The organism is Zhongshania aquatica, assembly GCF_027257955.1.
GTDB classification, from domain to species: domain Bacteria; phylum Pseudomonadota; class Gammaproteobacteria; order Pseudomonadales; family Spongiibacteraceae; genus Spongiibacter; species Spongiibacter aquatica.
Genome location: NZ_JANZNQ010000007.1, coordinates 97,944 through 121,542, shown reverse-complemented (window position 1 = coordinate 121,542; position 23,599 = coordinate 97,944). Strand labels below are relative to the sequence as shown.

General features: G+C 47.8%; 24 protein-coding genes. 4 read left to right on the top strand and 20 right to left on the bottom strand.

Annotated features, from left to right (window positions below):
- Positions 1-246: 246 nt before the first annotated feature.
- The gene (locus O9X78_RS09200; protein ID WP_269619345.1) at positions 247-3,024 is read left to right on the top strand and encodes a putative bifunctional diguanylate cyclase/phosphodiesterase; all 2,778 of its coding nucleotides are present in this window, start codon (positions 247-249) and stop codon (positions 3,022-3,024) included.
- Positions 3,025-3,054: 30 nt separating this feature from the next.
- Here the strand turns inward: O9X78_RS09200 and glpK are convergent, their stop codons facing one another.
- Both glpK and O9X78_RS09190 read right to left on the bottom strand, forming a co-directional pair.
- Positions 3,055-4,539: a glycerol kinase GlpK gene (gene glpK, locus O9X78_RS09195; RefSeq protein WP_269619344.1), complete on the bottom strand. Its 1,485-nt coding sequence runs from the start codon at positions 4,537-4,539 to the stop codon at positions 3,055-3,057.
- A gap of 145 nt (positions 4,540-4,684) precedes the next feature.
- Positions 4,685-5,434, bottom strand: coding sequence for an SDR family NAD(P)-dependent oxidoreductase (locus O9X78_RS09190; RefSeq protein WP_269619343.1), 750 nt, complete (start codon positions 5,432-5,434; stop codon positions 4,685-4,687).
- Positions 5,435-5,760: 326 nt separating this feature from the next.
- On the opposite strand from O9X78_RS09190, the gene O9X78_RS09185 reads away from it, so the two are divergent.
- Together O9X78_RS09185 and O9X78_RS09180 are read left to right on the top strand one after the other, a co-directional pair.
- On the top strand, positions 5,761-6,951 hold the full coding sequence (locus O9X78_RS09185) for an acyl-CoA dehydrogenase family protein (RefSeq protein ID WP_269619342.1): 1,191 nt from the start codon (positions 5,761-5,763) through the stop codon (positions 6,949-6,951).
- Between the two features lie 69 nt (positions 6,952-7,020).
- Entirely contained in the window at positions 7,021-8,142 is a 1,122-nt protein-coding gene (locus O9X78_RS09180; RefSeq protein ID WP_269619341.1) for an acyl-CoA dehydrogenase family protein, read from the top strand.
- A 51-nt stretch (positions 8,143-8,193) separates the two neighbouring features.
- On the opposite strand, the gene gspN is transcribed toward O9X78_RS09180, so the two are convergent.
- The 15 genes from gspN to O9X78_RS09105 all read right to left on the bottom strand — a co-directional run bounded on the left by gspN (position 8,194) and on the right by O9X78_RS09105 (position 20,773).
- Positions 8,194-8,916 carry a type II secretion system protein N gene (gspN, locus tag O9X78_RS09175; protein WP_269619340.1) on the bottom strand — a complete coding sequence of 241 codons (723 nt, stop codon included), beginning with the start codon at positions 8,914-8,916 and terminating at the stop codon, positions 8,194-8,196.
- Positions 8,913-9,395 (bottom strand): type II secretion system protein M, encoded by a 483-nt coding sequence (locus O9X78_RS09170; RefSeq protein WP_269619339.1) that lies wholly within the window; start codon positions 9,393-9,395, stop codon positions 8,913-8,915. Before O9X78_RS09170 ends, gspN begins: the two co-directional genes overlap by 4 nt.
- Positions 9,392-10,588: a type II secretion system protein GspL gene (gspL, locus tag O9X78_RS09165; RefSeq protein WP_269619338.1), complete on the bottom strand. Its 1,197-nt coding sequence runs from the start codon at positions 10,586-10,588 to the stop codon at positions 9,392-9,394. The genes O9X78_RS09170 and gspL overlap by 4 nt, the downstream gene beginning before the upstream one ends.
- Complete coding sequence (gspK, locus tag O9X78_RS09160; RefSeq protein ID WP_269619337.1) at positions 10,585-11,568, bottom strand: type II secretion system minor pseudopilin GspK; 984 nt, start codon at positions 11,566-11,568, stop codon at positions 10,585-10,587. The genes gspL and gspK overlap by 4 nt, the downstream gene beginning before the upstream one ends.
- Positions 11,565-12,179 carry a type II secretion system minor pseudopilin GspJ gene (gene gspJ, locus O9X78_RS09155; protein WP_269619336.1) on the bottom strand — a complete coding sequence of 205 codons (615 nt, stop codon included), beginning with the start codon at positions 12,177-12,179 and terminating at the stop codon, positions 11,565-11,567. Before gspJ ends, gspK begins: the two co-directional genes overlap by 4 nt.
- Positions 12,180-12,187: 8 nt before the next feature.
- Positions 12,188-12,577, bottom strand: a complete 390-nt coding sequence (gene gspI / locus O9X78_RS09150) for a type II secretion system minor pseudopilin GspI (protein ID WP_269619335.1) — start codon at positions 12,575-12,577, stop codon at positions 12,188-12,190.
- 5 nt (positions 12,578-12,582) lie between these two features.
- Entirely contained in the window at positions 12,583-13,095 is a 513-nt protein-coding gene (gspH, locus tag O9X78_RS09145; RefSeq protein WP_269619334.1) for a type II secretion system minor pseudopilin GspH, read from the bottom strand.
- Positions 13,070-13,552 (bottom strand): type II secretion system major pseudopilin GspG, encoded by a 483-nt coding sequence (gspG, locus tag O9X78_RS09140; protein ID WP_269619333.1) that lies wholly within the window; start codon positions 13,550-13,552, stop codon positions 13,070-13,072. The genes gspH and gspG overlap by 26 nt, the downstream gene beginning before the upstream one ends.
- A 14-nt stretch (positions 13,553-13,566) precedes the next feature.
- A complete protein-coding gene (gspF, locus tag O9X78_RS09135) occupies positions 13,567-14,787 on the bottom strand; it encodes a type II secretion system inner membrane protein GspF (protein WP_269619332.1) in 1,221 nt (406 codons plus the stop codon).
- On the bottom strand, positions 14,774-16,258 hold the full coding sequence (gene gspE, locus O9X78_RS09130; protein WP_269619331.1) for a type II secretion system ATPase GspE: 1,485 nt from the start codon (positions 16,256-16,258) through the stop codon (positions 14,774-14,776). The genes gspF and gspE overlap by 14 nt, the downstream gene beginning before the upstream one ends.
- Before the next feature lies 1 nt (position 16,259).
- Entirely contained in the window at positions 16,260-18,317 is a 2,058-nt protein-coding gene (gspD, locus tag O9X78_RS09125; protein WP_269619330.1) for a type II secretion system secretin GspD, read from the bottom strand.
- On the bottom strand, positions 18,314-19,192 hold the full coding sequence (locus O9X78_RS09120) for a type II secretion system protein N (RefSeq protein WP_269619329.1): 879 nt from the start codon (positions 19,190-19,192) through the stop codon (positions 18,314-18,316). Before O9X78_RS09120 ends, gspD begins: the two co-directional genes overlap by 4 nt.
- Positions 19,193-19,375: 183 nt before the next feature.
- On the bottom strand, positions 19,376-19,543 hold the full coding sequence (locus tag O9X78_RS09115) for a DUF3012 domain-containing protein (protein WP_269619328.1): 168 nt from the start codon (positions 19,541-19,543) through the stop codon (positions 19,376-19,378).
- Positions 19,544-19,669: 126 nt separating this feature from the next.
- Positions 19,670-19,843, bottom strand: a complete 174-nt coding sequence (locus O9X78_RS09110) for a rubredoxin (RefSeq protein WP_269619327.1) — start codon at positions 19,841-19,843, stop codon at positions 19,670-19,672.
- Positions 19,844-19,981: 138 nt separating this feature from the next.
- Positions 19,982-20,773 carry a hypothetical protein gene (locus O9X78_RS09105; protein WP_269619326.1) on the bottom strand — a complete coding sequence of 264 codons (792 nt, stop codon included), beginning with the start codon at positions 20,771-20,773 and terminating at the stop codon, positions 19,982-19,984.
- A 145-nt stretch (positions 20,774-20,918) separates the two neighbouring features.
- Here O9X78_RS09105 and O9X78_RS09100 point away from each other — a divergent pair, with 145 nt between their 5' ends.
- On the top strand, positions 20,919-21,890 hold the full coding sequence (locus tag O9X78_RS09100; RefSeq protein ID WP_269619325.1) for a tRNA-dihydrouridine synthase: 972 nt from the start codon (positions 20,919-20,921) through the stop codon (positions 21,888-21,890).
- 22 nt (positions 21,891-21,912) lie between these two features.
- Here O9X78_RS09100 and O9X78_RS09095 read toward each other — a convergent pair whose 3' ends face one another.
- The 3 genes from O9X78_RS09095 to O9X78_RS09085 form a co-directional block, all read right to left on the bottom strand.
- Positions 21,913-22,386, bottom strand: a complete 474-nt coding sequence (locus tag O9X78_RS09095; RefSeq protein WP_269619324.1) for a DUF2505 domain-containing protein — start codon at positions 22,384-22,386, stop codon at positions 21,913-21,915.
- Positions 22,387-22,485: 99 nt separating this feature from the next.
- On the bottom strand, positions 22,486-22,902 hold the full coding sequence (locus O9X78_RS09090) for a DUF6691 family protein (protein ID WP_269619323.1): 417 nt from the start codon (positions 22,900-22,902) through the stop codon (positions 22,486-22,488).
- Entirely contained in the window at positions 22,899-23,339 is a 441-nt protein-coding gene (locus O9X78_RS09085) for a YeeE/YedE family protein (RefSeq protein WP_269619322.1), read from the bottom strand. Before O9X78_RS09085 ends, O9X78_RS09090 begins: the two co-directional genes overlap by 4 nt.
- Positions 23,340-23,599 lie beyond the last annotated feature (260 nt).

Here is a 23,599-nt window from a genome sequence, read left to right as displayed (position 1 = left end):
AAAAATGAGTAGTAGGTGAAAAGAAATATATTCTTCTGCCCTTGAAGATAAAACCGCATGTAAATCTGAGGACGTCGCTGTACGGAGCATTTACGTCAGCGCTGATATAATAACCACCGATACTGGGCACACACTCTGAAACATAACGAATCGACATCGGATACCCACCACATTGCGAACAAAGGGAAATATCTAGGTCTGCAACGAAAACTCAGTGGCGTACTCTTTTTAACAATCGCTTTGGTTATGGCAGGCCGAGGGTATTACACATACACCCAAACAACTGCGCTTTACCGTGAAACTGTCCGAGAAGATCTTCTAGACTTAGAAGCCAGCTTTAAATCAATCTCCAATAATGCAAACAGCGAGCTATTTAATTTAACCAATAGCCAGAACCTTCATTACCTTATCAGCCCCGAACAGCGCCAAAATCCAGAGTCTAATAAGCCGTCAATATTCGAGGGCAAAACTGGTCTCCCAGAGAAACCAGCAACATCATTTTCATCGAGTATTGAATCGGCTTACTACCTAAACTACAACGGCGAAGAAGTAACCAGCTCAGGCATCGGCACAACCGAGCATAAGATCACATCAGAACAAAAACAGAGCATAATAAAAGCCGTGCAAAACAGAAACCGGGCGGTAGCAACCATAGTATGCGAGGAAAAATGCTATCAACGCCTACTTATTCCAACGCAAGACATCAATGCGCAAAAAGTAATCCTCGTTATCCATCGCTCGGCAGAATTACTATTGAATGATTTTTCTGGCATTAGCGGTGCAAATATTGCGATTATCAAATTGCCTGAGGTTTCCAAGAAATTAACAGCAGAGCATATTTTACTCGCTAGCCCTGCAGCAACAACGCCGAAAATACTGCAAAAAATTTCTGATAAAATCGATGTTCACGACTATATAAACAACAGCTTTTTTGATTCAACAAATTTTTATAGTACGCGCTTCCTAGCCTTAAGTTCTGATGAGTCGAACAACCACTATATTGCAATTGTAAAAGACCACGCCAAGGTCTACAGGCAAATTTTTAGGGCTACTAATGAATTATTACTTACCTCCTTTATCACACTTATCATCATTCTTATTTTAATTGCAATCATCCTCAAGCCACCACTGAATCGCCTTTCCGAGCTAACAAAAATTTTGCCATTGTTACCCTTGGGCCGGTTCGACAATGCGAGGCAATTACTCAAAAAGTTAGAATCTAACTCCCATTGGATAGACGAGATTGACATATTAGCCAACACGGTGGACAAGGTTATCGACTCGCTAGACAGCATGGACAGAATCGTCATTGAGCACAAAAATGAACTTGCGGTAAAAATAGACGCGCTCACTGAGGCCAAGATCTTTAACGAAACCCTGCTCGACACCTCACCACTTGCAATCATCATTCATGACGCAGATGGAAAAATTCGCAATATTAATAAGCTAGGTCGTGAACTAACTGGTCTGACAGAGCAAGTGCCACAGTCAGCAAACATTAACAGCTGGCTTAGAAATGAGAGACAAACCAAAAACCTGAGTACCCAACTTCTCCCGATCTTAAGCAGCGACGGAACAAAAATTCAAAGTGAGACCACATTTTTTACCGCGGATGGAAGAAAGCTCGACTTCCTTTGGACACACAGCAGCCTCTGTGTCGGTGGCGATAGAAAAATACTCTCGCTAGGCATTGATATTACCGAACGACGCGAGGCCGACGAAAGCCTGAGCTGGCTAGGACAACACGACCGAGTTACAGGCTTACTCAATCGCAGCAGTTTTACCGAAGACGCGAATAATTACATCGATATCCACCACAACTCTATGCTAATCGAACTGCTTATGTTAGATATTGACGATTTTGCGGCATTTAACGATCGTCATGGATTTGATGCGGGCGATAAACTTCTCAATGATTTAGCTGCGCATTTACACAAGTCGCTACCCTTAGACACGATACTTTCACGAACAGGTTCTGGCGAATTCTGCGCGCTGATTTGCCACAAAAATAATTCACAAAAATGTGCAAAAGACCTAGATCTCGACCACCTTACTCGTTTTGCATTCAAATACGATGGCGATGAAGAGGAAGTTTGTTTGTCTGGTGTGATTGACGCCTACGATGAAAGTCTAACAGGGATTGATGAGTTAATTTCAAACACTACATCAACCATGATACGAGTCAAAAACAAACTTCGAGGACATTTGTATTACGCGGCTGGCGAACACGATGACGGCAAGCGATCATCTCGACACAAAAAATATCAAATGAAGGAACAGCTGCTGTCTGCGCTTAATGAAAATAGATTGGTATTATTTTACCAGCCGATTCTCGATCTCCGCAGCAACCGTATCAGTCATTGCGAATGTCTGGTTCGATTACTTGACGAAGAGGGACAATTTATTGCGCCAGCGAAATTTCTTGGTATCGCATCTGAGTCTGGCTTACTTCCCAAGCTCGATTATTCTGTTATTGAAAAAGCTATGCGCCAGCAGTCACTCTGGGAAGAATCGGGTATTACTACCGGCTTAAGCATAAATGTCACTGCGCCAACGCTAGAACAAGCCGATTTTAAACAACGCATCGAGTCATTAATTCATTTAACGGGGGCAAACCCTAAGAGACTAATTTTTGAAATTGTCGAAACGGATGCGATTTCAAATTTAAATATTGCTCACGACCTGCTAAATCACTTCAAATCCATTGGCGCAAAAATTGCGTTCGATGACTTTGGTATCGGCTTCACGTCCTTTGAATATGTCCGCGATTTGCCAGTCGACTTTATTAAGATTGACCAATCCTTTATTCGCTTCATTAACGAACGCGAGCAAGATCGAGTATTGGTAAAGTCGATGATCGATATGAGCCATAGTCTCGGGAAAAAAGTCATTGTTGAAGGCGTTGAAAATCGTATAGCGCTAAACATAGTAAAAGATATGGGCGTTGAATACGTGCAGGGTTACCACGTATGCCGCCCCATGCCGATAAGCGCCTTGGATCTCTCACTTCACCTGCGCCAGTAAAACACTAGTATCTCAGCGATTGGCTAAAAACTAATGGGTAGTGCGAACACGCGACACCGCATTTTTCCAACCGGTATAACGTCGCGCGCGATCTACCTCATTCATCGCCGGATCAAACCCGCGTTCGCAACGCCACAATGCGGCGATTTCTTCCAAAGAACTATATATACCGAGTTGTAAACCAGTTAAATACGCCGCACCCAATGCTGTAGTTTCAGCTATTTGAGGTCGTTCACAGCGGCAATCCAACATATCAGCCAAGCGCTGTACCACCCAATTATTGGCGACCATACCACCATCAACACGAAGTGTTTCAAAATCAGCGCCGTCACCTCGCATAGCTTCCAGTAAATCGCGGGTTTGGTAACAAACTGATTCCAAAGCTGCCCGAGCAATGTGAGCAATACCCGTATCGCGGGTGATACCGAAAATCGCGCCCCGCGCATCGGGATCCCAGTACGGCGCACCCAGCCCGGTAAAGGCTGGCACCATATACACACCATTTGAGCTGTCAACGCTTTCGGCCAATGGCTGTGTTTCTGCCGCAGAGCCAATCAAGTTCAAGCCATCGCGCAACCACTGCACTGCGGCGCCAGCGACAAAAATACTACCCTCAAGGGCGTAACAGACTTCACCCTTTATACGATACGCAACCGTAGTCAGTAATCTATGCTCAGAACTTAAGGCCACCGAGCCGGTATTCAAAACCACAAAACAGCCCGTACCGTAGGTACTTTTTACCATGCCAGGGTTAAAGCAAGCCTGACCTACAGTCGCAGCTTGTTGATCCCCAACAAGCGCACAGATTGGAATCTCCGCACCAAACCACTGACTGTCGCAGCGGCCATAATCATCACAACTGTCTTTAACCTCTGGCAGCATGGATGCAGGGATACTGAACAATGCCAGTAGATCGGCATCCCACTCTTGCGTATGGATATTAAAAAGCAGAGTTCTAGAGGCATTGGTGGCGTCAGTTGCATGTTGCTTAGCACCCGTTAACCGCCAGAGCAAAAAGCTGTCGACGGTACCAAACGCCAGTTCACCGGCTTCCGCTCGAGCTCTCGCACCGCTAACATTATCTAATATCCAGCCGACCTTACTGCCGGAGAAGTACGGATCCAGTAATAGGCCGCTGCGCTTCGACACAATACCCTCGACACCCTGCCCCTTGAGTTCAGCGCAGCGCGCAGCGGTGCGCCGGTCCTGCCAAACAATCGCAGGATAAACCGCCTTACCGGTTTTGCGATCCCAAACAATGGTTGTTTCACGTTGGTTAGTAATACCTATACCAGCGATATCTGCCGCCGAAATACCTGCGGCACTCATGGCTTTTCGACAGCTATTTAGCGTCGTTTCCCAAATTTCTTCCGGGTCATGTTCCACCCATGCGTCCTGCGGGTAAAACTGATTAAACTCCTGCTGACCAACGCCGCAAATTTCACCCGCTGCATTAAATACAATCGCGCGCGAACTGGTAGTGCCCTGATCAATGGCCAGAATGAAAGTATCCATTGGGAAAATCGCCTCCTTTAACATGTCTCCGCACTATGATGGCAGAGACTTTAGGTGGCGACCAGACGTTAGACTCGTTTAGCGATATTTGGTATCGCCATTGGAAAGCTCAGTCATCGAGAACAATAACTGAGCTTTTAATTGGCTAGGCCAGTATTCCGCCATCAACGCGAATATGCTCACCGGTAATGTGGCAGCCATCGTCAGACGCTAGCATCGCAATAACACCGGCGACAACTTCAGGACCTTTCGCCCCCGTAAGAGAGGTAATCCGCGACAATAAATCGAAATCTGCATCGGCCGGAAACGTCACACCTTGGGCCATATTAGTATTGATATCGCCAGGACAAACGCAATTTGCTCTAACGCCGCGCTTAGCATACTCCACGGCAATGCTACGTGTCATAGAAAGCACACCGCCTTTACTTGCCGCGTAGGCAACTCCCCAAGGCAAGCCTTGTAGCGACGCTGTCGAAGCCGCATTAACAATATTACCTTTGGATTTCAGTAATTCCGGTAAGACCGCTTTGCACAGCATAAATGTGCCAGTGAGATTAACCGCAATTACCTGCTCCCAAATATCCAAACCAAGCTCATGGCAATTGGAGAAACGCAGGATTCCCGCCATATTCACCACCGCATCGAGACCACCAAATTGGCCGACACAGTCTTCAACGCATCGCTCTGCGGCGCCGACTTCGCTAATATCAAATCGATAGGCGAATGCCGTACCGCCCGCAGTCTCAATCTCGTCTACGAGGGTTTTTAGTTCTTTCTCATTTATATCTGTACACCAGACCTTTCCACCTTCGGCAGCCAGACGCACCGCACTAGCACGGCCAATACCCGACCCCGCACCCGTCACTAAAATCACTTTATTCTCAAATCGCTTCATAATTTCAACCTATTATTATTTTAAATACGCACAGAATGACATAGCAGTAAGATGGCAGACATTGCATAAGGACGTCTACCCCTTGCGATTGACTCCGCCCAAAGGTTTAACTGAACAAACCACCTAGGCGCACAAACATCGCCAAGAGAATACCCTGCCAGTTAATCATGACCGCTTTTGATAGTCAGTCTGACGTGTTTCGTCCTTGTCTTTAACCTCTCGTCCGCTAAGCTGATTCCACAAATATCGCAGCATCTGCAAACCATTTAAACGTGCTCCGCCGCGACCCATAACATTACACCATTAATAAATTTAAGGAGACCGACGTGAGCGATCTCGATCAATTCCGCCAAACAGTTAACGCATGGCTAGAAGAAAACTGTCCACCGTCACAGCGCATCCCAATAACGCGTGAAGAACAAGTCTGGGCAGGGAAAAACAAAACCTTCCCAAGCAGTGATGCCAAACTGTGGTTTGAACGCATGCGTGATAAGGGTTGGACAGTGCCTGAGTGGCCAATAGAACTCGGTGGTGGCGGCCTAGATGAACAACACGCGAAAATTTTGAAAGAAGAAATGAAACGCTTGGGCTGTCGCACACCATTATTCGATCTTGGCATTTGGATGTTAGGGCCTGCCGTCCTCGAATACGGTACAGATGAACAGCGCCAACAACATATACCCAAAATCGCACGCGGTGAGGTGCGCTGGTGTCAGGGCTACTCTGAGCCCGGAGCAGGTTCAGATCTCGCCAGCCTGCAAACTCGCGCAGAGGACAAAGGCGATCACTTCTTAGTGAATGGCACAAAAATATGGACCACAAATGCCGACAAAGCAGATTGGATTTTTTGTTTGGTACGCACCGACCCTGACGCAAAAAAACAGGAAGGTATTAGTTTCCTATTAATTGACATGGACGATGCTGGTGTTTCAACGACGCCAATTGAACTGATAAGCGGTGAATCTGAATTCTGTCAAACCTTCTTTGACAACGTAAAGGTACCAAAAGCTAATCTTATCGGGGAACTTAATAAAGGTTGGTCAGTCGCCAAATCCTTATTAAAACATGAGCGCAAACTGATGGCGGAAATAGGTGGTGACACGCCAGGGCCGAGCTTCAGTCCAATCCAAGCCGCAATTGAATATATTGGCCTCGATCAATCTGGCCGCCTGAAAGACATCGGCATACGTGATGAATTAGTCCGCCACGAAATGGCTTTTCGAGCGATTGGCCTCACCCACTTCCGCAGCTTTGAAGAACGCATGAATGGGGTTGCCGACAACAATGTGCCACTGATAATGAAGTATGTCGGTACAGAGGAAAGTAAACGTAAAGAAGAAGTATTAATGGCGATACTCGGGCATCGAGCCTTGGGATGGTATGACGACGAATTCAATGTCGATGAACTGCTCACCAATCGCGGCTGGCTATTTTCGAAAGCGCTGTCTATCGCTGGCGGCACCTCTGAGGTGCAGCTAAACATTATCGCTAAGCGGGTATTGGGCTTACCCGATTAAGTTCTCAGATAATTAGAAATTTTCAGCGACGACTTAAGATTCATACCGTGAACAAACCGGAGAACAACCATGACCTTGGTATTAAACGAAGAGCAACGCTTGCTCAAAGATACCGCCAAAGATTTTCTAAACAGCGCAATGCCCGTATCGGCGCTGCGGCAATTACGAGATAAAAAAGACAGCCTGGGTTACAGCCGCGAACACTGGCAACAAATGGTAGAGCTTGGCTGGGCCAGTATGGTGTTACCAGAGGCTTACGATGGTCTCGATTTCGGCTACATGGGTCTCGGCGCGGTTATTGAAGAAAGCGGCCGCACCCTCGCCGCCTCGCCTTTATTCTCAACCGTTGTGTTGTGTTCAACCATTATTGTTGAGGGCGGTAATGAAGAGCAAAAATCAATATTGTTACCGCGTATCGCCGCTGGTGATCTGAACATGGCGCTGGCCTTAGAGGAATCACCACACCACCAACCAAGCGGTTTTACTACCACCGCAATCGCCGATGGCGACGATTTTATTATTCAGGGTGAAAAGCTGTTTGTACTCGACGGCCACAGCGCAGAGCAATTGATTGTGGCAACTCAATTGGAGACGGGTGTAGGGCTATTCATTGTAGATGCGAATAGCACCGGTATTTCACGTCGTCGTCACCACATGATCGACAGCCGCAACGTTGCAACGATTAGTTTCGACCAAGTTCGCGTGAAGGCTTCGGCACTCATCGCTAATGCTAAACGGGGCCAAGATATTCTTAATACTGCCATGGACTATGGACGCGTTTGCATAGCCGCAGAAATGCTCGGCGGTGCAATAGAGTGTTTTGAACGCACGGTAGCCTATTTAAAAGAGCGTGATCAATTCGGCGTTAAAATTGGTAGTTTTCAGGCGCTGCAACATCGCGCCGCAAAAATGTTTATTGAATTAGAGCTATCGAAATCTGTGGTACTAGATGCGCTGTCCGCCATTGATGACAAACGGGCAGACTTACCTCAACTAGCAAGTCTTGCCAAAGCCAGATTGAATGACGTTTTTGAATTGGTCACCAACGAAGCAGTGCAAATGCATGGCGGTATTGGGGTGACGGACGAATTAGAGATTGGCTTTTTTCTCAAGAGGTCACGAAGCGCCACACAAATACTGGGGAACAGTGGTTTTCATCGCGATCGCTACGCAAGCTTGTGTGGTTACTAGCCCAACCAGCAGACTTGTAGTTACGAGGTCTGCTGGTTAGCAAAAGGCTAATTACAAACGCAGAATAAAATCTTTGCCATTAGATGGCCGGCCCATAAACTGGGTCAAACTCTTAAATAGCGGCGTTCCAGCAACGGGGGAAAGAAGAAGCTGGCCATTCAGCTGGCCATTCACGGAAATTCGCACAATCCCCCTTACTTTAGCGGCGTTATTTTCATCTACCGTCAATACAATACGTTTATTTTCACAGCTTAAATTTGCCATTACCGGTGCAATAGTTTCGACACCTTCGATATCCCCAGAAAGCGCATTCAAGGTTACGGCTCCCGCCATTGAAATGCAGCCTCCGGCGTTGATTTTTGCCTCACTCAAAGATAGTGATATGCCGCCATCGAAGCCCATACTAGGGAAATTCATGGCATTCAATAACCTAGCCAACTTGCCCTCAACTTCAACATTACGCAGTTGCAGAGTTTCCTCACTACCAATGCCGACGTCACCAGCACCATTCACTGGCTCGGTCACGGCGATAGCTAAAGGCACGCCACTAAAAAAGCCTATGGGATTTAACGTCCAGCTAATACCGCTTAGCGTGATACCTTGATACTGAACCACATCAAGCTCACCGCTCCAAACACGCCCAGTTACATTCCCCACCGCCATAGCAGGCTGCTGTTTAACAAGGATGTCTCTCACTATCCAGGCTGGCGTCGCAATAATTAAGCACAATGCGAAGAATATAACGGCAAGAAAAACCCATACACTGCGCTTCATTCAGTCGTCCCCAAAGATGCACGTAACGATACGCTTCCGGGAACGTCAAGTAAGGTGATATTTGCAGAATATAAGGTCATGCCCGCCACTGATAAAGTTTCTATAAATTGGACCGCGCTGCTGTAATCTGTTTTCGCGATCCAAATACTATATCGACCAGAAGATTGTGGTTCGATACGATTTATATTCACCGAAAGCGCTGCAGCAGCACCGGTGATTTGCTGTTGTGGCGAACCGCTCAGTGCCGCCGCCTGAGGCACAGTGCCGCGCATAGATTGAATTTGCGAGGCCGCTTGCTGCATCCACGTATACGACTGACGCCGTTGTTCCAAGCGCGCCTCCGCAGTAGAGTTTGCTTTTAGCAAGGGCTGCCAAATCAACATCCAAATAAGTAAGGGTATAGCAACGCTACCGCCGATAAGTAAAATCTGACGTTCGCGCTCATTGCGCCCTTCTAAGAGGCGGTTAATGTATTTCATTTCGCCGCCCCCCGAATACTAACCTGACCAGCAATACCACTGCCCTCTTGACCAAAGGCGCCACGATCAACGTCTAGCCCCTGCGCCTTTAACGCCGCAAGCCACTGATCGACAACTTCATACGACGCAGCCTTAACCAGAAGTTTCATAACTAGCGGATCATTTTCATAATTAAGTTGGGTCAGACTAATATTATTGCGACCACGGGTAGCCGCCGCAACTTTGTCTAACCACGGCATCATGGCACCACTGGTGCCAGCGCTTTCAAGCGCATTCAACTGACTGCGCATCTGACTTCGCGCATTAACTACCCGAGCGCCAGGGAAAACCTGCTGATATATCTCAATCATGCCTTTATCTAGAGCTTCCGCTTCGCGGCTCATAGTGCTTGTTTGAATCGCCAAACCAATCCAATGCAATAACAATAGACTGGCCAGCAAAATAAGGGGCCACCGCAGACGCTCCATAGCTTCGCCACTGTCGTCTTTTAACAGATAGGCACCGCTTAACAGGGACAATGACCACGGTTTGAAATCACGCGCAAAGGCCTGTAGTCGGTTTTCACAATCTACCGCCTTGCCGGAAACCTGATCCCGTAGCTCGCCGTGATAATCTCCGGCAAAATACCACTTCACCTCCTGATCTGGCGTATCACCTATGCCCGCCAATTGCTGCCACACGGGAAAGTTATCAGTCTTCAATCCAGCAGATTTAGCTTGAAAATTTGCTGCAACCTGATCCGCTGTCACCACCACCGCATTTTCTGACAACACGGCATAATCTGGGAGTAACGCTTTAATCTTCAAACCGCTATGACGAAGAACATCTAAACAATAAGCAGCCAGGTCTCGGGCGAGAATCAACACATCTGCTGGTTGGTTTGCTTTTATCGTGCCTGTGGCTATATGCACACTTTCAAGATCACTGCAGAGCTTGTCTTCTAATTGAAATGGCAAGGCAGACAGCCCCACACGGCCACCCTTAGGTAACACAACTCGGTGCGCGCTCACCGCTTCACCTGGTATAAGGACATAACAGGGCAGGCCTTCCGCGCGACTGGCTAGCGTTGAAAGTTCACTCACATTGGCCAACACCCCCTCTGCAATAACACGGGCGCTGTCACTATCCCAGTGCAACCAAGCGACGGGCTCTTCGGCATTAAGAGGTAAATCTATTAACAACAACGCAGTCAAAAAACTTCTCCATACTCACGGGCATACACAATTGCCTTGCCATTTTTTAATACTACTCGGCTAAATAATCGCATTTGACGCTGTTCATAAAATACATCGGCTAAACCTTTAAAATACTGTGATTTCACCCCAAGCCCTTGCAGCAGCTTCGTAGGCACGGTTTCGCTTAATGGCAATTCAAGTGCGGTAACAAAACTAGCCACATCCGCCCAACCATTTTCAGGTCGATTCTCCAATACTACTTTTACTTGTTCCACAGTCAGTACATTGCCGATCGCCGCCGCTAATAACGCCGCTTTATTGATCGGCAAGGTATTCACATTGATAACGGTATTCACCGCCGGTACCGCGCAAACATAGGGTGTGATTAGCGCCTTCTCATCCTCTTCAAACTCTGCATACAAAGCCATTTCACTGACGGATTCGAGTAAATTATTCGCCGGCAAATACGGATAATCTAGCGCCGTGTAGCTTAAGTCCTCCGCGCCGTAGATCCCCTCTGGCGAAAAATCATCATCAATCCAATCTTGGGTCCGGCCAATAATAAACTCCGCTCGCTGCGGACTAATCTGCAAGTTCTCTAGCAGCGCCGTAAACACCAACTCCGCTGCCAACACGTCTTCCTCTGCCCCGGTAGCGGGCTCAGCCCGATACAGGGAGTTCATATTAAAACAGGCCTGCTCATCGGTGATTAAACCCGCTATAGAGCCGCCATCAATGGGAAATACGATATCCTCCCTGGCCCAATCCTGGTTTAAGGCTGTCACCGTATCATTGGCGATGTCTTCAAGCGCAAACACCGCAATGCGTTCGCCACCCAAGGCATACCAATAACCTTGATCCATCAAACGTTGGTTTAGCAAACGCTGACTGCTATAACGCACACCATCGGTTAAGCCGACCGCGAGCACAATCATAATCGCCACAATGAGCAACACCATAATCAGCGCCGCACCATCTTGTTTTTGCCGAAACATCATTGCGTCAACTCAGGTAGCAAGACGTTCAACTGAATATCCGGCCAAATACTTGTGGATATTGTCATTCGCAAGGACTTTGGCTGTGCAGCCGTGACCTGCGTACTCGGCGGCCAAAATGTAGACCAGCGATTACCATCATACAGTTCAACCACAAACTCACTCACGTCACTTACTAAAACCTGACGCTGCCATGGCGTGTTCGTTGTCGGATCCGCTACCGCCGCACTGTATCTAATAAATTCTTTCTCTTCACGCACATAGCGCACTCGCTCCAGCGTGCTACCTAAACCGCGACCGGGCAAAACACGCCGGCCCGCATGAACAAATTCCACCTCACTGTCAGCGCCCACTTGTTCAGCGACTATATTAGCAGCCATTGGATCACCCTGAGAGTCACGGGGAATTCGCGGTGTAATCTGCTCCACATCTCGTCTAAATACAGTTAGCGCTAAGGCCATGCGCTCCAAAGCCTGTTGTCGCGTTTCAATTGCAGCTTGATTTTCCAATGAGGTATTTAAAAGCAATGACCCCACCGTACCCAATAAAGCCATAATACCGACGGCGATGAGCAGCTCAACCATCGTAAAACCATGTTGGCGAGAATCTCGCATAGAAATCTTCATTTTCCGAGAAACGCCGAGCGGCTAGCGAGTATGTCTTTGCCAGCACTCAAATATACTTCTACATCGACTCGACGGATATCAGGGTGCTGGGTTTGTTCAACATTTCGCTGCCAGCGAAAATCAAACCCCGCTAACGTGACCTTGCCACTATTGGCGTTGCCATACCCATCTCGTAAAATATCAACCAACACATTGTGAGCCACTAAATCAGCGAACTGGCGCTGCTCAATGGCGCCCACGCTATTTGCACTTTCGGTCAAACTTTTAGTCAAGGCTACGGCGGCAGTCGCAAAAATAACAAGGGCAACCATAACTTCTAACAGCGTAAACCCCGCACTGTGACGGCGCAGCGTTTGGTGAAAATGACGTTTGCGAGTAAAGAACATCGAGTTTACGGTTCAACCGTTAATTGTTCATCAAGGACCAAGGATTCAGCGCCCTCCGCCGATAAACGCCATTCAAATGGTGAAATCTGACCATCGCCAAGAAATACCAATTGTGGTGTCGTTTGTTGACCTTCTTCGTCTTCGTCAGTATCCATCGCGCTTTTCAAGGGTTCACCGCCGACGCTAATATCGGAACTCACACGTTCATCCAAGGCCAACTCTTTTGCTAACACACCTTGCTGAATACTTTGCCAACCCTGCGCAGTTAAAACGTAAAAACGTCCTCGCTCTTGTTGCCACGCCAAACCCAGGCTACGGCCACTAAAAACTGCCTCAGCCCGCGCGCTCCGCAAACTGCCTAGCAATTTAAACCGCTGCTCCTGCAGCAACGCACCGCCGTCCTTGGAGGGTAATGTTAATGCGGCGACACCACTAAGTAGACCGATAATAAAAATAACAACCATCAGCTCAAGTAATGAAAAGCCGCGCTGACTACTCCTGCCAATTAACGATGTCACTGGCAAGTTCTTCACCACCTTCCTCTCCATCTGCGCCCGTTGAATAGAGGTCAAATGCGCCATGCTCTCCCGGCTGAATATAGATATAGGGGTTGCCCCACGGGTCTTCCGGAAGGCGCTTTATATATCCGTTGCTGCGATAGCTTTTAGGTGCCGGCCCTGTTTCAGGACGCTTTACAAGCGCCTGTAAGCCTTGGTCGGTACTGGGATAAAAATGATTATCCAGTTTGTACATATCCAGAGCTTGCTCTAACACGGAAATATCTGCGCGCGCCTTCTCTACCATGGCCCGGTCTTGGTTTTGCAAAACGTTTGGCGCCACCACGGCAACTAATAAACCCATAATGACAATAACAACCATGATTTCTAGTAAAGAGAAACCAGCCTGTTTTCCCACTCTCAAATTATTGCCACCGACTCTCTGACGAGCGTTTCCCTTTAATTCAGATCCCAGCATACCGGTAAAACCTCCTAGAACTGTGTCAGATTATTTAACTGTAATATCGGCAGCATAATCGCCAATACAATTGATAACACTACGCCGCCCAGTACTACTATCAACAGGGGCTCAAACAAACTCACAAACATCTGTACTCGGGCCTGTAATTCGCGCTCTAAATTACTTGCTGCGCGCTGAGTCATGGCTTCCATTTCGCCACTAGCCTCTCCGCTGGCAATCATATAAATCGCCAATGGCGGGAGTTGTGCCTCTTCCTGCAAGCAGCGGCTAAAACTCTTGCCCTCACGCACCTGTTCACGAACAGTTGCCATACTCTCTTTCAAATGCTGGTTCGCGAGCGTGTCACACGCCACTTTCAAGGTCTCTAAAAACGGCACCCCTGACGACATCAGAATAGACAGCGTTCTGAGCATTCGCGCGGAATCTAGTTCCAACATTAGCAGCCCCCAAAGGGGAATTTTTAATATTACCTTGTCTGCTTTGAGCCTCCGGCCAGGATCCCGTAGCCACCAAGCTGCGCCGAACACAATGGCTGCAATACTAATCAGCATGTATAACCAGTTCTCAGACAAACCATCACTCAAGGTGATGAGTATTCGCGTCAACAGTGGCAGAGCTTGGTCGTAATGCGCAAATTGCGCCGTCACTTTGGGGACCACATAAGTCATTAGTGCCGCGATTACCGACAGGGCGACAAACATCAACACGAGCGGATACATGGCTGCCTGTACGATAACACCACGCAGCTTTTGACTGTCTTCGGTATATTCGGCAAGTTGCTCTAAAATTAAGCCCAAGTCACCAGACTTTTCACCAGAGCTGACCAGCGCTCGGAATACCGGATTGAACACCCGTGGATGCTCATTTAGACCATCTGCCAAAGAGTGCCCTTCTAAAACTCTTGCTCTTAAATCCAATACAACGCGTTTTAAATAGGCTTTACGCGTGTGCTTGGCCGTCGCGGCCAACGCTTCTTCTAAAGGAATACCGGATTGAATAAGTGTCGCCAAGTGCCGAACAAACAGCGCTAAATCAGCAATGCTGACTCTCGACCGACCAAAACTACGACGAGCATTTTCCGCGCGGGTTTTTTCTCGGGTTTGTTTTACATCAAGGGGAAATAATTGCTGATCACGCAATAACTGACGCGCTTGCCGACCAGAATCAGCCTCTATGATCCCTTTCTTATTAGCGCCATTTGCATCAAGGGCGCGATACTCAAAGGCCGGCATCACCGCCCTCTCGTACGCTTCTTAATAATTCATCGAGACTGGTCTGACCTGCTAAAACTAGCCGCCGACCTTCGCCCATCAACGACGGCATGTCGTTGCCAACCTTGCGCAAAATATCTTGCTCACTCGCACGATTGTGAATTAGCTCTGCCACCTCGCGATCAACCACAAGTAATTCGTATACGCCTTGGCGACCTTTATAGCCGGTGTGCTGACACTCGTCGCAGCCCGCGGCGTTATAGGCCTTATGCCCTTCTAGCGTCGGATCACCGAGCAAACGTGCCTCTGTTTTATCTAACACAATTTCATGACGGCAATGTTGGCAGAGTTTACGCACCAAGCGCTGGGCTAAGACACCCTTCAAGCTTGAAGCGATCAAGTAGGGCTCGACACCAATATCAACCAAGCGTGTCACCGCGCCTACCGCGGTATTAGTATGCAACGTTGACAGCACCATGTGACCAGTCAAGGATGCTTGAACCGCTATTTCGGCAGTTTCTTGGTCACGAACCTCACCCAACATCACCACATCGGGATCTTGCCGAAGGATGGCACGCAGACCACGGGCAAACGTCATACCGACCTTGGCATGCACCTGGGTCTGACCGATTCCGTCGATATCGTATTCAACGGGATCTTCCACTGTAAGGATGTTTCTGCGGCGGTCGTTCAGCGACATCAAGCCAGCGTATAGCGTTGTGGTTTTACCAGAACCAGTCGGGCCGGTAACCAGGAGTATCCCGTTAGGCTGCTGGAGCAAATCTTTGAGCGCTGACAGGGTTCTATCTGGCATACCCAGCTGATCAATATCGATACGTGCGGCTTGCTTGTCTAGTAAACGCATAACAACACGTTCACCATAATTCGACGGAATAGTAGAAACCCGCACATCGACCGAGCGACCCGCAATACGCAGTGAAACCCGACCATCTTGAGGAACACGCTTCTCCGCGATATCGAGCCGAGACATGACTTTTATACGTGACACTAACAGCGGAGCCAGACGCCTGCTGGGGGTCAACACCTCTTGTAATATGCCATCGACACGCAGACGTACCGACATGGTTTTTTCATAGGTTTCGATATGAATATCAGAGGCGTCACGTTTCAATGCTTCACCAAATAGTGCATTGATCAAACGAATAACGGGCGCATCGTCCTGTGCATCAAGCAGATCTTGGGATTCTGGAATCTCTTCCGCTAGGCGATCCAGATCGACTTCGCTAGAAATATCGCCCATTGCCGACATTGCATCGCCCTGCTGACGCTGAAATGTCTCATTGATTTTATCTTGCAGTGTTTTTTCATCGCAAAGCGTTAAACACACCTTGCCGGCAAGTACCCTCTGCACTTCTGCAACAGCAGACGCGGGGGTTTCTTTACAGCACAACAAATCAAAGACGCCGCTCTCGCGCTCCTCAACAAGCACGCGATTACTACGTGCAAATGCGTAAGTCAGAGGCTGCGACATATTAGTTAGCGACCGGAGCGGACTGTCTTTCAGACGTCGGCGCCGCACGTAGTTTTTTCTCAACGGCTTCTTCGGCCGGAGTCATTGGCGGCGGCACTGGCTTGTTCGGCAGAATTCCCGGCGGTGACGCGTCCATCCCCGTCCACTCAGGTAGTACCGCCAGCTCGGTGAACGGGAACAAATTGATTCCTTGTTCAGCTTTAACCAATTGTTCTGCGCGAATATAGTTATATTTTCGTGCACTCAATTCGGACAAAGTGCCCTGATCACGAACGATAGTTGGGCGAATAAACACCATCAAGTTACGCTTAACCTTACTAGTGTTATCCGCTCTAAACAGACGACCTAATATTGGGATATCACCGAGTATTGGTACTTTTGCTGCTTGTTCCGTCACCTGGTCATCAATCAGACCACCAAGCACAATGGTCGCACCATCGTTCACTAATACGGCGGTTTTGATCGTTCGCTTATCAGTTATTATGTCTGCCGCTTGGTTCGACCGACTGAGCGATGACACTTCCTGCTCAATATTCAACTGAACCGCGTCCCCCTCGTTGATTTGTGGTGTAAACAAGAGTTTTATACCAATTTCCTGACGGGAAATGGTCTGGAAGGGGTTGGCATTAGTTGAGCTTGCCGTTGAGCCTGTGACAACAGGAACTTCCTGCCCGACCAGAATCGACGCCTCCTCATTGTCCAAAGTCAACAAGCTTGGCGTCGACAAAATATTAGATTCCGTATCACTCGCCAACGCCGTCAGCAGGGCGGCAAAACTAAATGCGCCATCTTTGAGCTTGCCCAAACCAAATGCGGCACCCCTGACGGTACTGGCGGCCGCCGCAGCGGCTTCCTCTCCCGCCAGCAAGCTGATAATTCCCGGTGTACTGCTGCTACTTCCCGAAGCGCCACCACCAAAATTGATACCGCCAGCTGGTGTATTACCGGAGGAATTACCCCTAAATAACCACTGCACGCCCAACTCTTTGGCACGATTGTCAGACACCTCAATAATAATGGCTTCAACCAAAACCTGAGCACGACGTATATCGAGGTCGTTAATTACCGACTCTAAATCATCAATAATATGGGGGCTTCCCGAAAGGACAATCGAATTCGTCTGATCGTGAGCTTCAATATTAATCATTGACGACATGGAACCCGCAGCGGGCTTAGTAGCCTCATCACCTTTCAATAAGGTATCACTAATACTTTTCAGGACCGGCGCTAAATCAGCGGCCTTGGCATACTTTAAATAGTGAACGCGAATATTCGATTGATTACTTACCTCGCTATCGAGGTCTTCAACAAGGCGACGCAAATAAGAGCGCGCATCATCATCGCCAAAAAGAATTAAAGTATTTGTCCGCGGATCCGCCGCCACAACCGGTTTAGCCGCGCCGCGTTTTCTAGTTTGCTGAGACAGAACTTTAGTCAGAATACGCTCAACTTCCTCGGCCGAAGAGTGCTGTAGCACCACGGTTTCCATCAACTGGCTGTCCACCGCATTCACGGCCTGCACAATCGACATCAAGCGACGAACGTTAGATTCGCGATCAGTAATTAAAATGATATTCGAATCTGCATAACTGGTGATTACACCAACCTTGTTATCAACCAGCGGACGCAAAGACTTCACTAACTCATCCGCATCTGCATTTTGTAACTGAGCTATTCGGGTAATGATTGACTCACTTCGGCCCATTGTCGAACGGTCACCTTGTACATTAATACCTTCAATTTTTGCTGCCTGATTAGGTATAACTTTTAACAGGCCATCGCCGACTTCTATGGCTGAATAGCCCTCAACACCCAGTTGAAGTAAAAAGATTTGATAAAGCTCGTCAGCATCTAATTTACGATGACTTTCTACACTTATTTTGCCTTTTACACGACTATCTACAACAATTGTCTTTCCGGTGAGCTTGGCGACAGTATTTATAAACTCACCAATATCGACATTCTGCATGTCCAAATCAAAGGTTTCCGCCGAGACACTGCCAGAGAGCGCAATACAAATGCCTATGGCTAGACAGGATTTACGTAATAAGAATTTCATATATCAAATCTTTTGGTGAGTATGGTGTCCGCACGTTGAACTAGTAGCTCAAAGGACGTTGTGTTTTGCATGAGTTTAAACAATTCTTGGGGCTGTAAATCGGCCACAGACTGACCGTTAACAGAAAGCACGACATCACCGGGTTGGAGTGCCAGTTGCTCAAAAAGACGTGTATCACGTCCCGGCTTAATTTCGTAGCCGAGCAATTTGCCGTTTTCATTTACTGGGTTTGCGGAGAAAAACCGCGCTAGCATGAGCGGGCTATTTTGCACAGTATCGCGCGCATCGCCAATTAGGGACCGTATTTCGGGAGTATTTAGATCGACCGTTGTATTATCGTTTGCACTTGGCGACGCGGCACTACTAATACCTGCTAAAGCGGATTTTTTGTCTAATTCTATTTTCTCGCGCTTACGATTATTCTCAATAATAATGTAGTCAGACAGCACCGCAAGCAAACGTACAGCCCCTGGCACTTCTATTTTCTCACCCACGCTATAGGCTTTTGTTTTGCTACCGTAGCGAAGCACCGCCACGCCCAGCTCATCATTGCCGGAAACTAAGCCAATAACTGTAATTTTCAGTGCGCTGCGGCGAATATCTTTTCCAGTCTCTGTAGCAACCACATCGCTAACCGGCGGCACACCAAAAAGAGGTACCGCAAGCAAACTCTGAACGTCGTAAGAAGTACTGCTTGGCCGAGATCCATCGCCATCTAAACGCTCATTCGTAACAACCGAGGCGGGAAGGCTAGGATCACGGAGCCATGCAGAAACATCCCAGCATAAGCTCGCTAAGCAAGCTATCAATATTGCCCATAGAACCACATTCACGAAGCCTGCAGCGCGAGGAGGAAACAACCTTGTTAATGTCACGGATCGATCCACGTGTCAGACTTTCCCCAAATTTTCCGCGAAGCGCCGAATAGTAGACGAACAATATGACATTTTTCTTACCAAAACCGTCACCGAGGACCACAATCCATTTTTATAGTCACAATAATGTCGTATCACGGCGACCAGTACTGCTCATATAAATTACTTAAAATACAGCGGATGTTATTTGAAAACACAATGTTTCGCATAATCCATTGTTTCATTGCCCGACCAATCACCTTTTGGCTTCTTATCTAGCCCTGCGCACCATGCATCGCTGCCTACTTCAGGCGCACAAGCCGAGATCCAAAAAACCACACTTAGCAGCCCAAACAATTTTATTGTTTTCATCAATTTACCCCTAGCTATTAATCTATCCCCGAAGTGTAACAGAGGCTGGCTTGGTCAGGCACAGGGGCATCGCATTTTTCGACAAAAAGCCAGCATCTATCGACCAGAACCAAGCAAATCTCAAACTTAAGCGGGAACCATGTCAAAATCGAACTTACTAATGCCGCAATCTGGACACTCCCAATCTTCCGGCACATCCGCCCACAGGGTGCCAGCGGGAATACCGTCCTCCGGCAAACCTTCAGCCTCATCATAAATAAAACCGCAAATAACACATTCCCACTTACTAAACTCGCTCACAACTCACTGCCCCCATTTTTTAAAATCGATTTTTCTAGGCGTACACCAATACATTAAGACGCACTATGCGCCACAACGTGACAGAGTATACTATCTAACTCAATATCAAAATATTAAGTAAATTCAATGATATGACTTTTATTTCAAGACCCCGTCAGATGGATCAAAGTCTAGCAAAATGACCCAATCCTCCCGATTTCGCTCCAACGTCAGCACCAGGTGTTCACTATCGTCTAAATGCTCATACACATCCGTGAGCGCCTCGCCCTCGGATAAATCCACACCATCAATTGCCCGTATTTTATCTTTTGGCTCCAAGGCGAGCGCTGGAAATATTGCCTTATCTCGCCCGGGAGAAATATAGTATTCACGCGAATTCTCGCTTTTTAACACATCCACCTTGACTGCACCGACCAAGGACAATGGACGATCATACAGACGACGGCGGTAATCAGACACCAATTGCTGAATACTAGACTCCCCTCTTAAATCAACAATATGCGGCCGATCCCTTGGCGTCTTTACCGCCCCAGCACTTTCAATACGCAGTTTCATGCCGGAGGAGCCAGAAGCACGTCCATTGAGCCAAAGCAAAGCATAGCTCCCACAATGATCTAATAGCACCGCGTCTTTTAAAAATTGGCTGATCGCCAGACAAGGAGCAACCAACATATCCCCCGAACGCAATTGATGATCAACACCGTCAATATTCACAATGGCGTATTCGCCCCCTTCATCAGCAGCCAAGTCCCGTAACTGAAGGTGCGTGTAAAAATACGGATCTTCGCCGAATAAATCGGCATTCTCAGCATTAAAAATTCGCTCTTCCTCTGATACGGCACGCATCGATGGAAACTGAAAGGCGACAGCAGCCATGACCATTCCTGTGGCGCTGGCGAACACCAATCCACGCAAAAAACTTACCAACACTTCAAACTCCTAATTGCGAGCCAAAGAAAAACCCGTGAGTTACGTACGATAAACACACCTTTTTAGACCCTCAAATTGCCATAGCTAAGTTTATTCTCGTCAAGCAAGCTGAGGTACAATACCATTTTGTTTATTGTACCAACTTATGCAAATACACCTCGCTCCGATGGAAGGCGTCGTCAATGCACGTATGCGCGCGCTGCTAACTGCCGTTGGCGGCATTGATCGCTGCATTACAGAATTTGTACGGATTACTGACCAGTTATTGCCCGCTAGAGTTTATCATCGCCTGTGCCCCGAGCTTAAAAATGGGAGCAAAACACCTTCCGGAACCCCTGTCTATATTCAGTTGCTTGGCGGCGAGCCCGGACCAATGGCAGAAAATGCCGCGCTTGCGGCAAGTCTAGGCGCTATCGGCATCGACACTAATTTTGGCTGTCCCGCAAAATGCGTGAATCGCCACCGCGGCGGTTCAGTCCTGCTAGACGAGCCGGAACTACTTTATCAGATCATCAATTCGATGCGCAGAGCCGTACCTAAATCAATTCCGGTCACCGCCAAAATACGCCTTGGATTTAATGACGACAGCAAGCTAATTGATATTGTAAGCGCCATCAGTGAGGCTGGTGCCAACGCACTAACCATTCATGCCCGCACAAGAATGGATGGCTACAAACCACCCGCACACTGGCACCAACTCGCCAAAGTACATGAATTTACCACGATACCTATTATCGCTAACGGTGAAGTTTGGAGCCCAGAGGATTTTAAAGAGTGCCGCCAACAAAGTTTATGCCACGACGTAATGCTGGGCCGTGGTTTGCTGGCCAGACCCGATCTCGCCCTTGAAATAAAGTCCGTTGCGTCAGGCAAGGAATATCTGAGCCAGCAATGGCCCGCAACACTATTACTACTTGAGGCACTTTTCGAGGATAGCCTGGCAAACTGCGCACCGAGGCATGTTGGCGGCCCGATTAAGCAGTGGCTTGGCTATTTACGTCGCGAATACACCGAAGCAGAGCAGCTTTTTAATCAGATAAAACGCCTTAATACCCCCTACGATCTATGTGCTGCGCTTGAAGAGCATCGCGACTATCAGTCGATCGCTGCGGCCTGAGGTCTACTGCCCATTACTATTACTAGGCAAACTTTGATTTTAGATAATTAAGTTCATCCTGCGCGCCGGAATCAGTTTGCGACAGCACAAACTTCTCGACTTTTCCCCCAACTAGGGGAATTTTTGCCTTGCATCGGTGAGAAACGCTGTACTCACAGCCTTCACCAGTAGCTAACAGCGATATCTTGGCGGACAACGTTACTGGCTGCCCTTTGACTTCAATGAACATCTCTCCTATCCAACCACTTGCACACGAGCGCCAATTCTCAACAAACTCCAGTGTTTGTTTTGGATTGAAAATCTTTGCTAAGACCGATGGCAACTCACGCACAACTTCCCTAACCATATGAACTTTGACAGTACTGCCATCTTCTTCAATGTCACATTCGGCGCTTAGCTCGCCAAGCGCAACGCTTCGCTCTACGCGAAAATCGGGATCGCACAAAACCGCCCAGACTTCTTCTATATTTTTGTTAAACTTGCACGTAACAGACATGCCACCTCCCCACATCATTATTTTTATTTACGAGCATTTGCTGACACCCGAGCGGTAAATATTAGCCTATTACGCTTCAAAGCACTATATGACTGCATCTCACTTCTGGGGCTCAAGAACAAAGCGAAATACAAACATTCCGGCGAACATCGCCGCTAAAAATATAAAGAAGCTGGGAATACCCGTCAAAATTGCCACGAGCGCAGGAGCGGGACACAAACCACTTAACCCCCAGCCCATACCGAACAAAACCGCACCTAATAATAATTTTCCGTCAATGTCCTTTTTAGTTGGCAAAGAAAATTTTTCGGCATATCTTGGCGACGACATTTTAAGAACCCAGAAGAACCCCGGAGTGGCCACAAGTAAGGCCGTACCCATTACCAATGCTAAGCTTGGATCCCAAGCCCCCGCTATGTCCAAAAAATTCTGGACCTTAGCTGGGTTACCCATACCTGAGATAGTAATGCCCGCACCAAAAAGCGCGCCCGCTAAAAGTACAACCCAGCGATTCATACACCCTCTCCCAATAAATGACGAATGACAAACACAGTTGCAACGCCACTGGCCATAAATACACAGGTAGCTACAACTGAACGCAATGAAAACCGAGAAATACCGCAAACACCATGACCAGACGTACATCCGCTACCCATTCGCGTGCCAATGCCAACCAATAAACCGGCTACAATCAACACAGGAGTATTTGCAACCGGGGTAACGCCGCTCAACGCACCGCTAGTGACAGCAGCGATGAGAGCACCAAGAAATAAACCGCCCAAAAATATCAATCGCCAATATCGCTCATCACCACTCTCTAGTATCGCGCCAGCAACAATCCCCGAGATTCCCGCGATTCTCCCAACCGACCACATAAGTACAACAGCAGAAAGGCCAATTAGAGCGCCGCCCGCTATCGCCTCTATGGGTGTAAAAACTGTTTCTATGATCATAGTGACAACACCTTCCCTAATTTAAAAACACGTTTGTTGCTCAAAATATCGCGGTAATAATAATCGCCACACCACATTAAATATACCCCACAGGGTATATTTAATGTGGTCAGCAAATAGCCCCCACCAACATAGCATGGAGAAAAACATATTTTGATATTTTTAAGACACCGCGGAACGCCCTGTAGATAAATTCAAAGGGCCTTGCAGGAATGGCGTCTATCAACAGGGCAACAAATCAGAGGGGAGATCAAAAAATC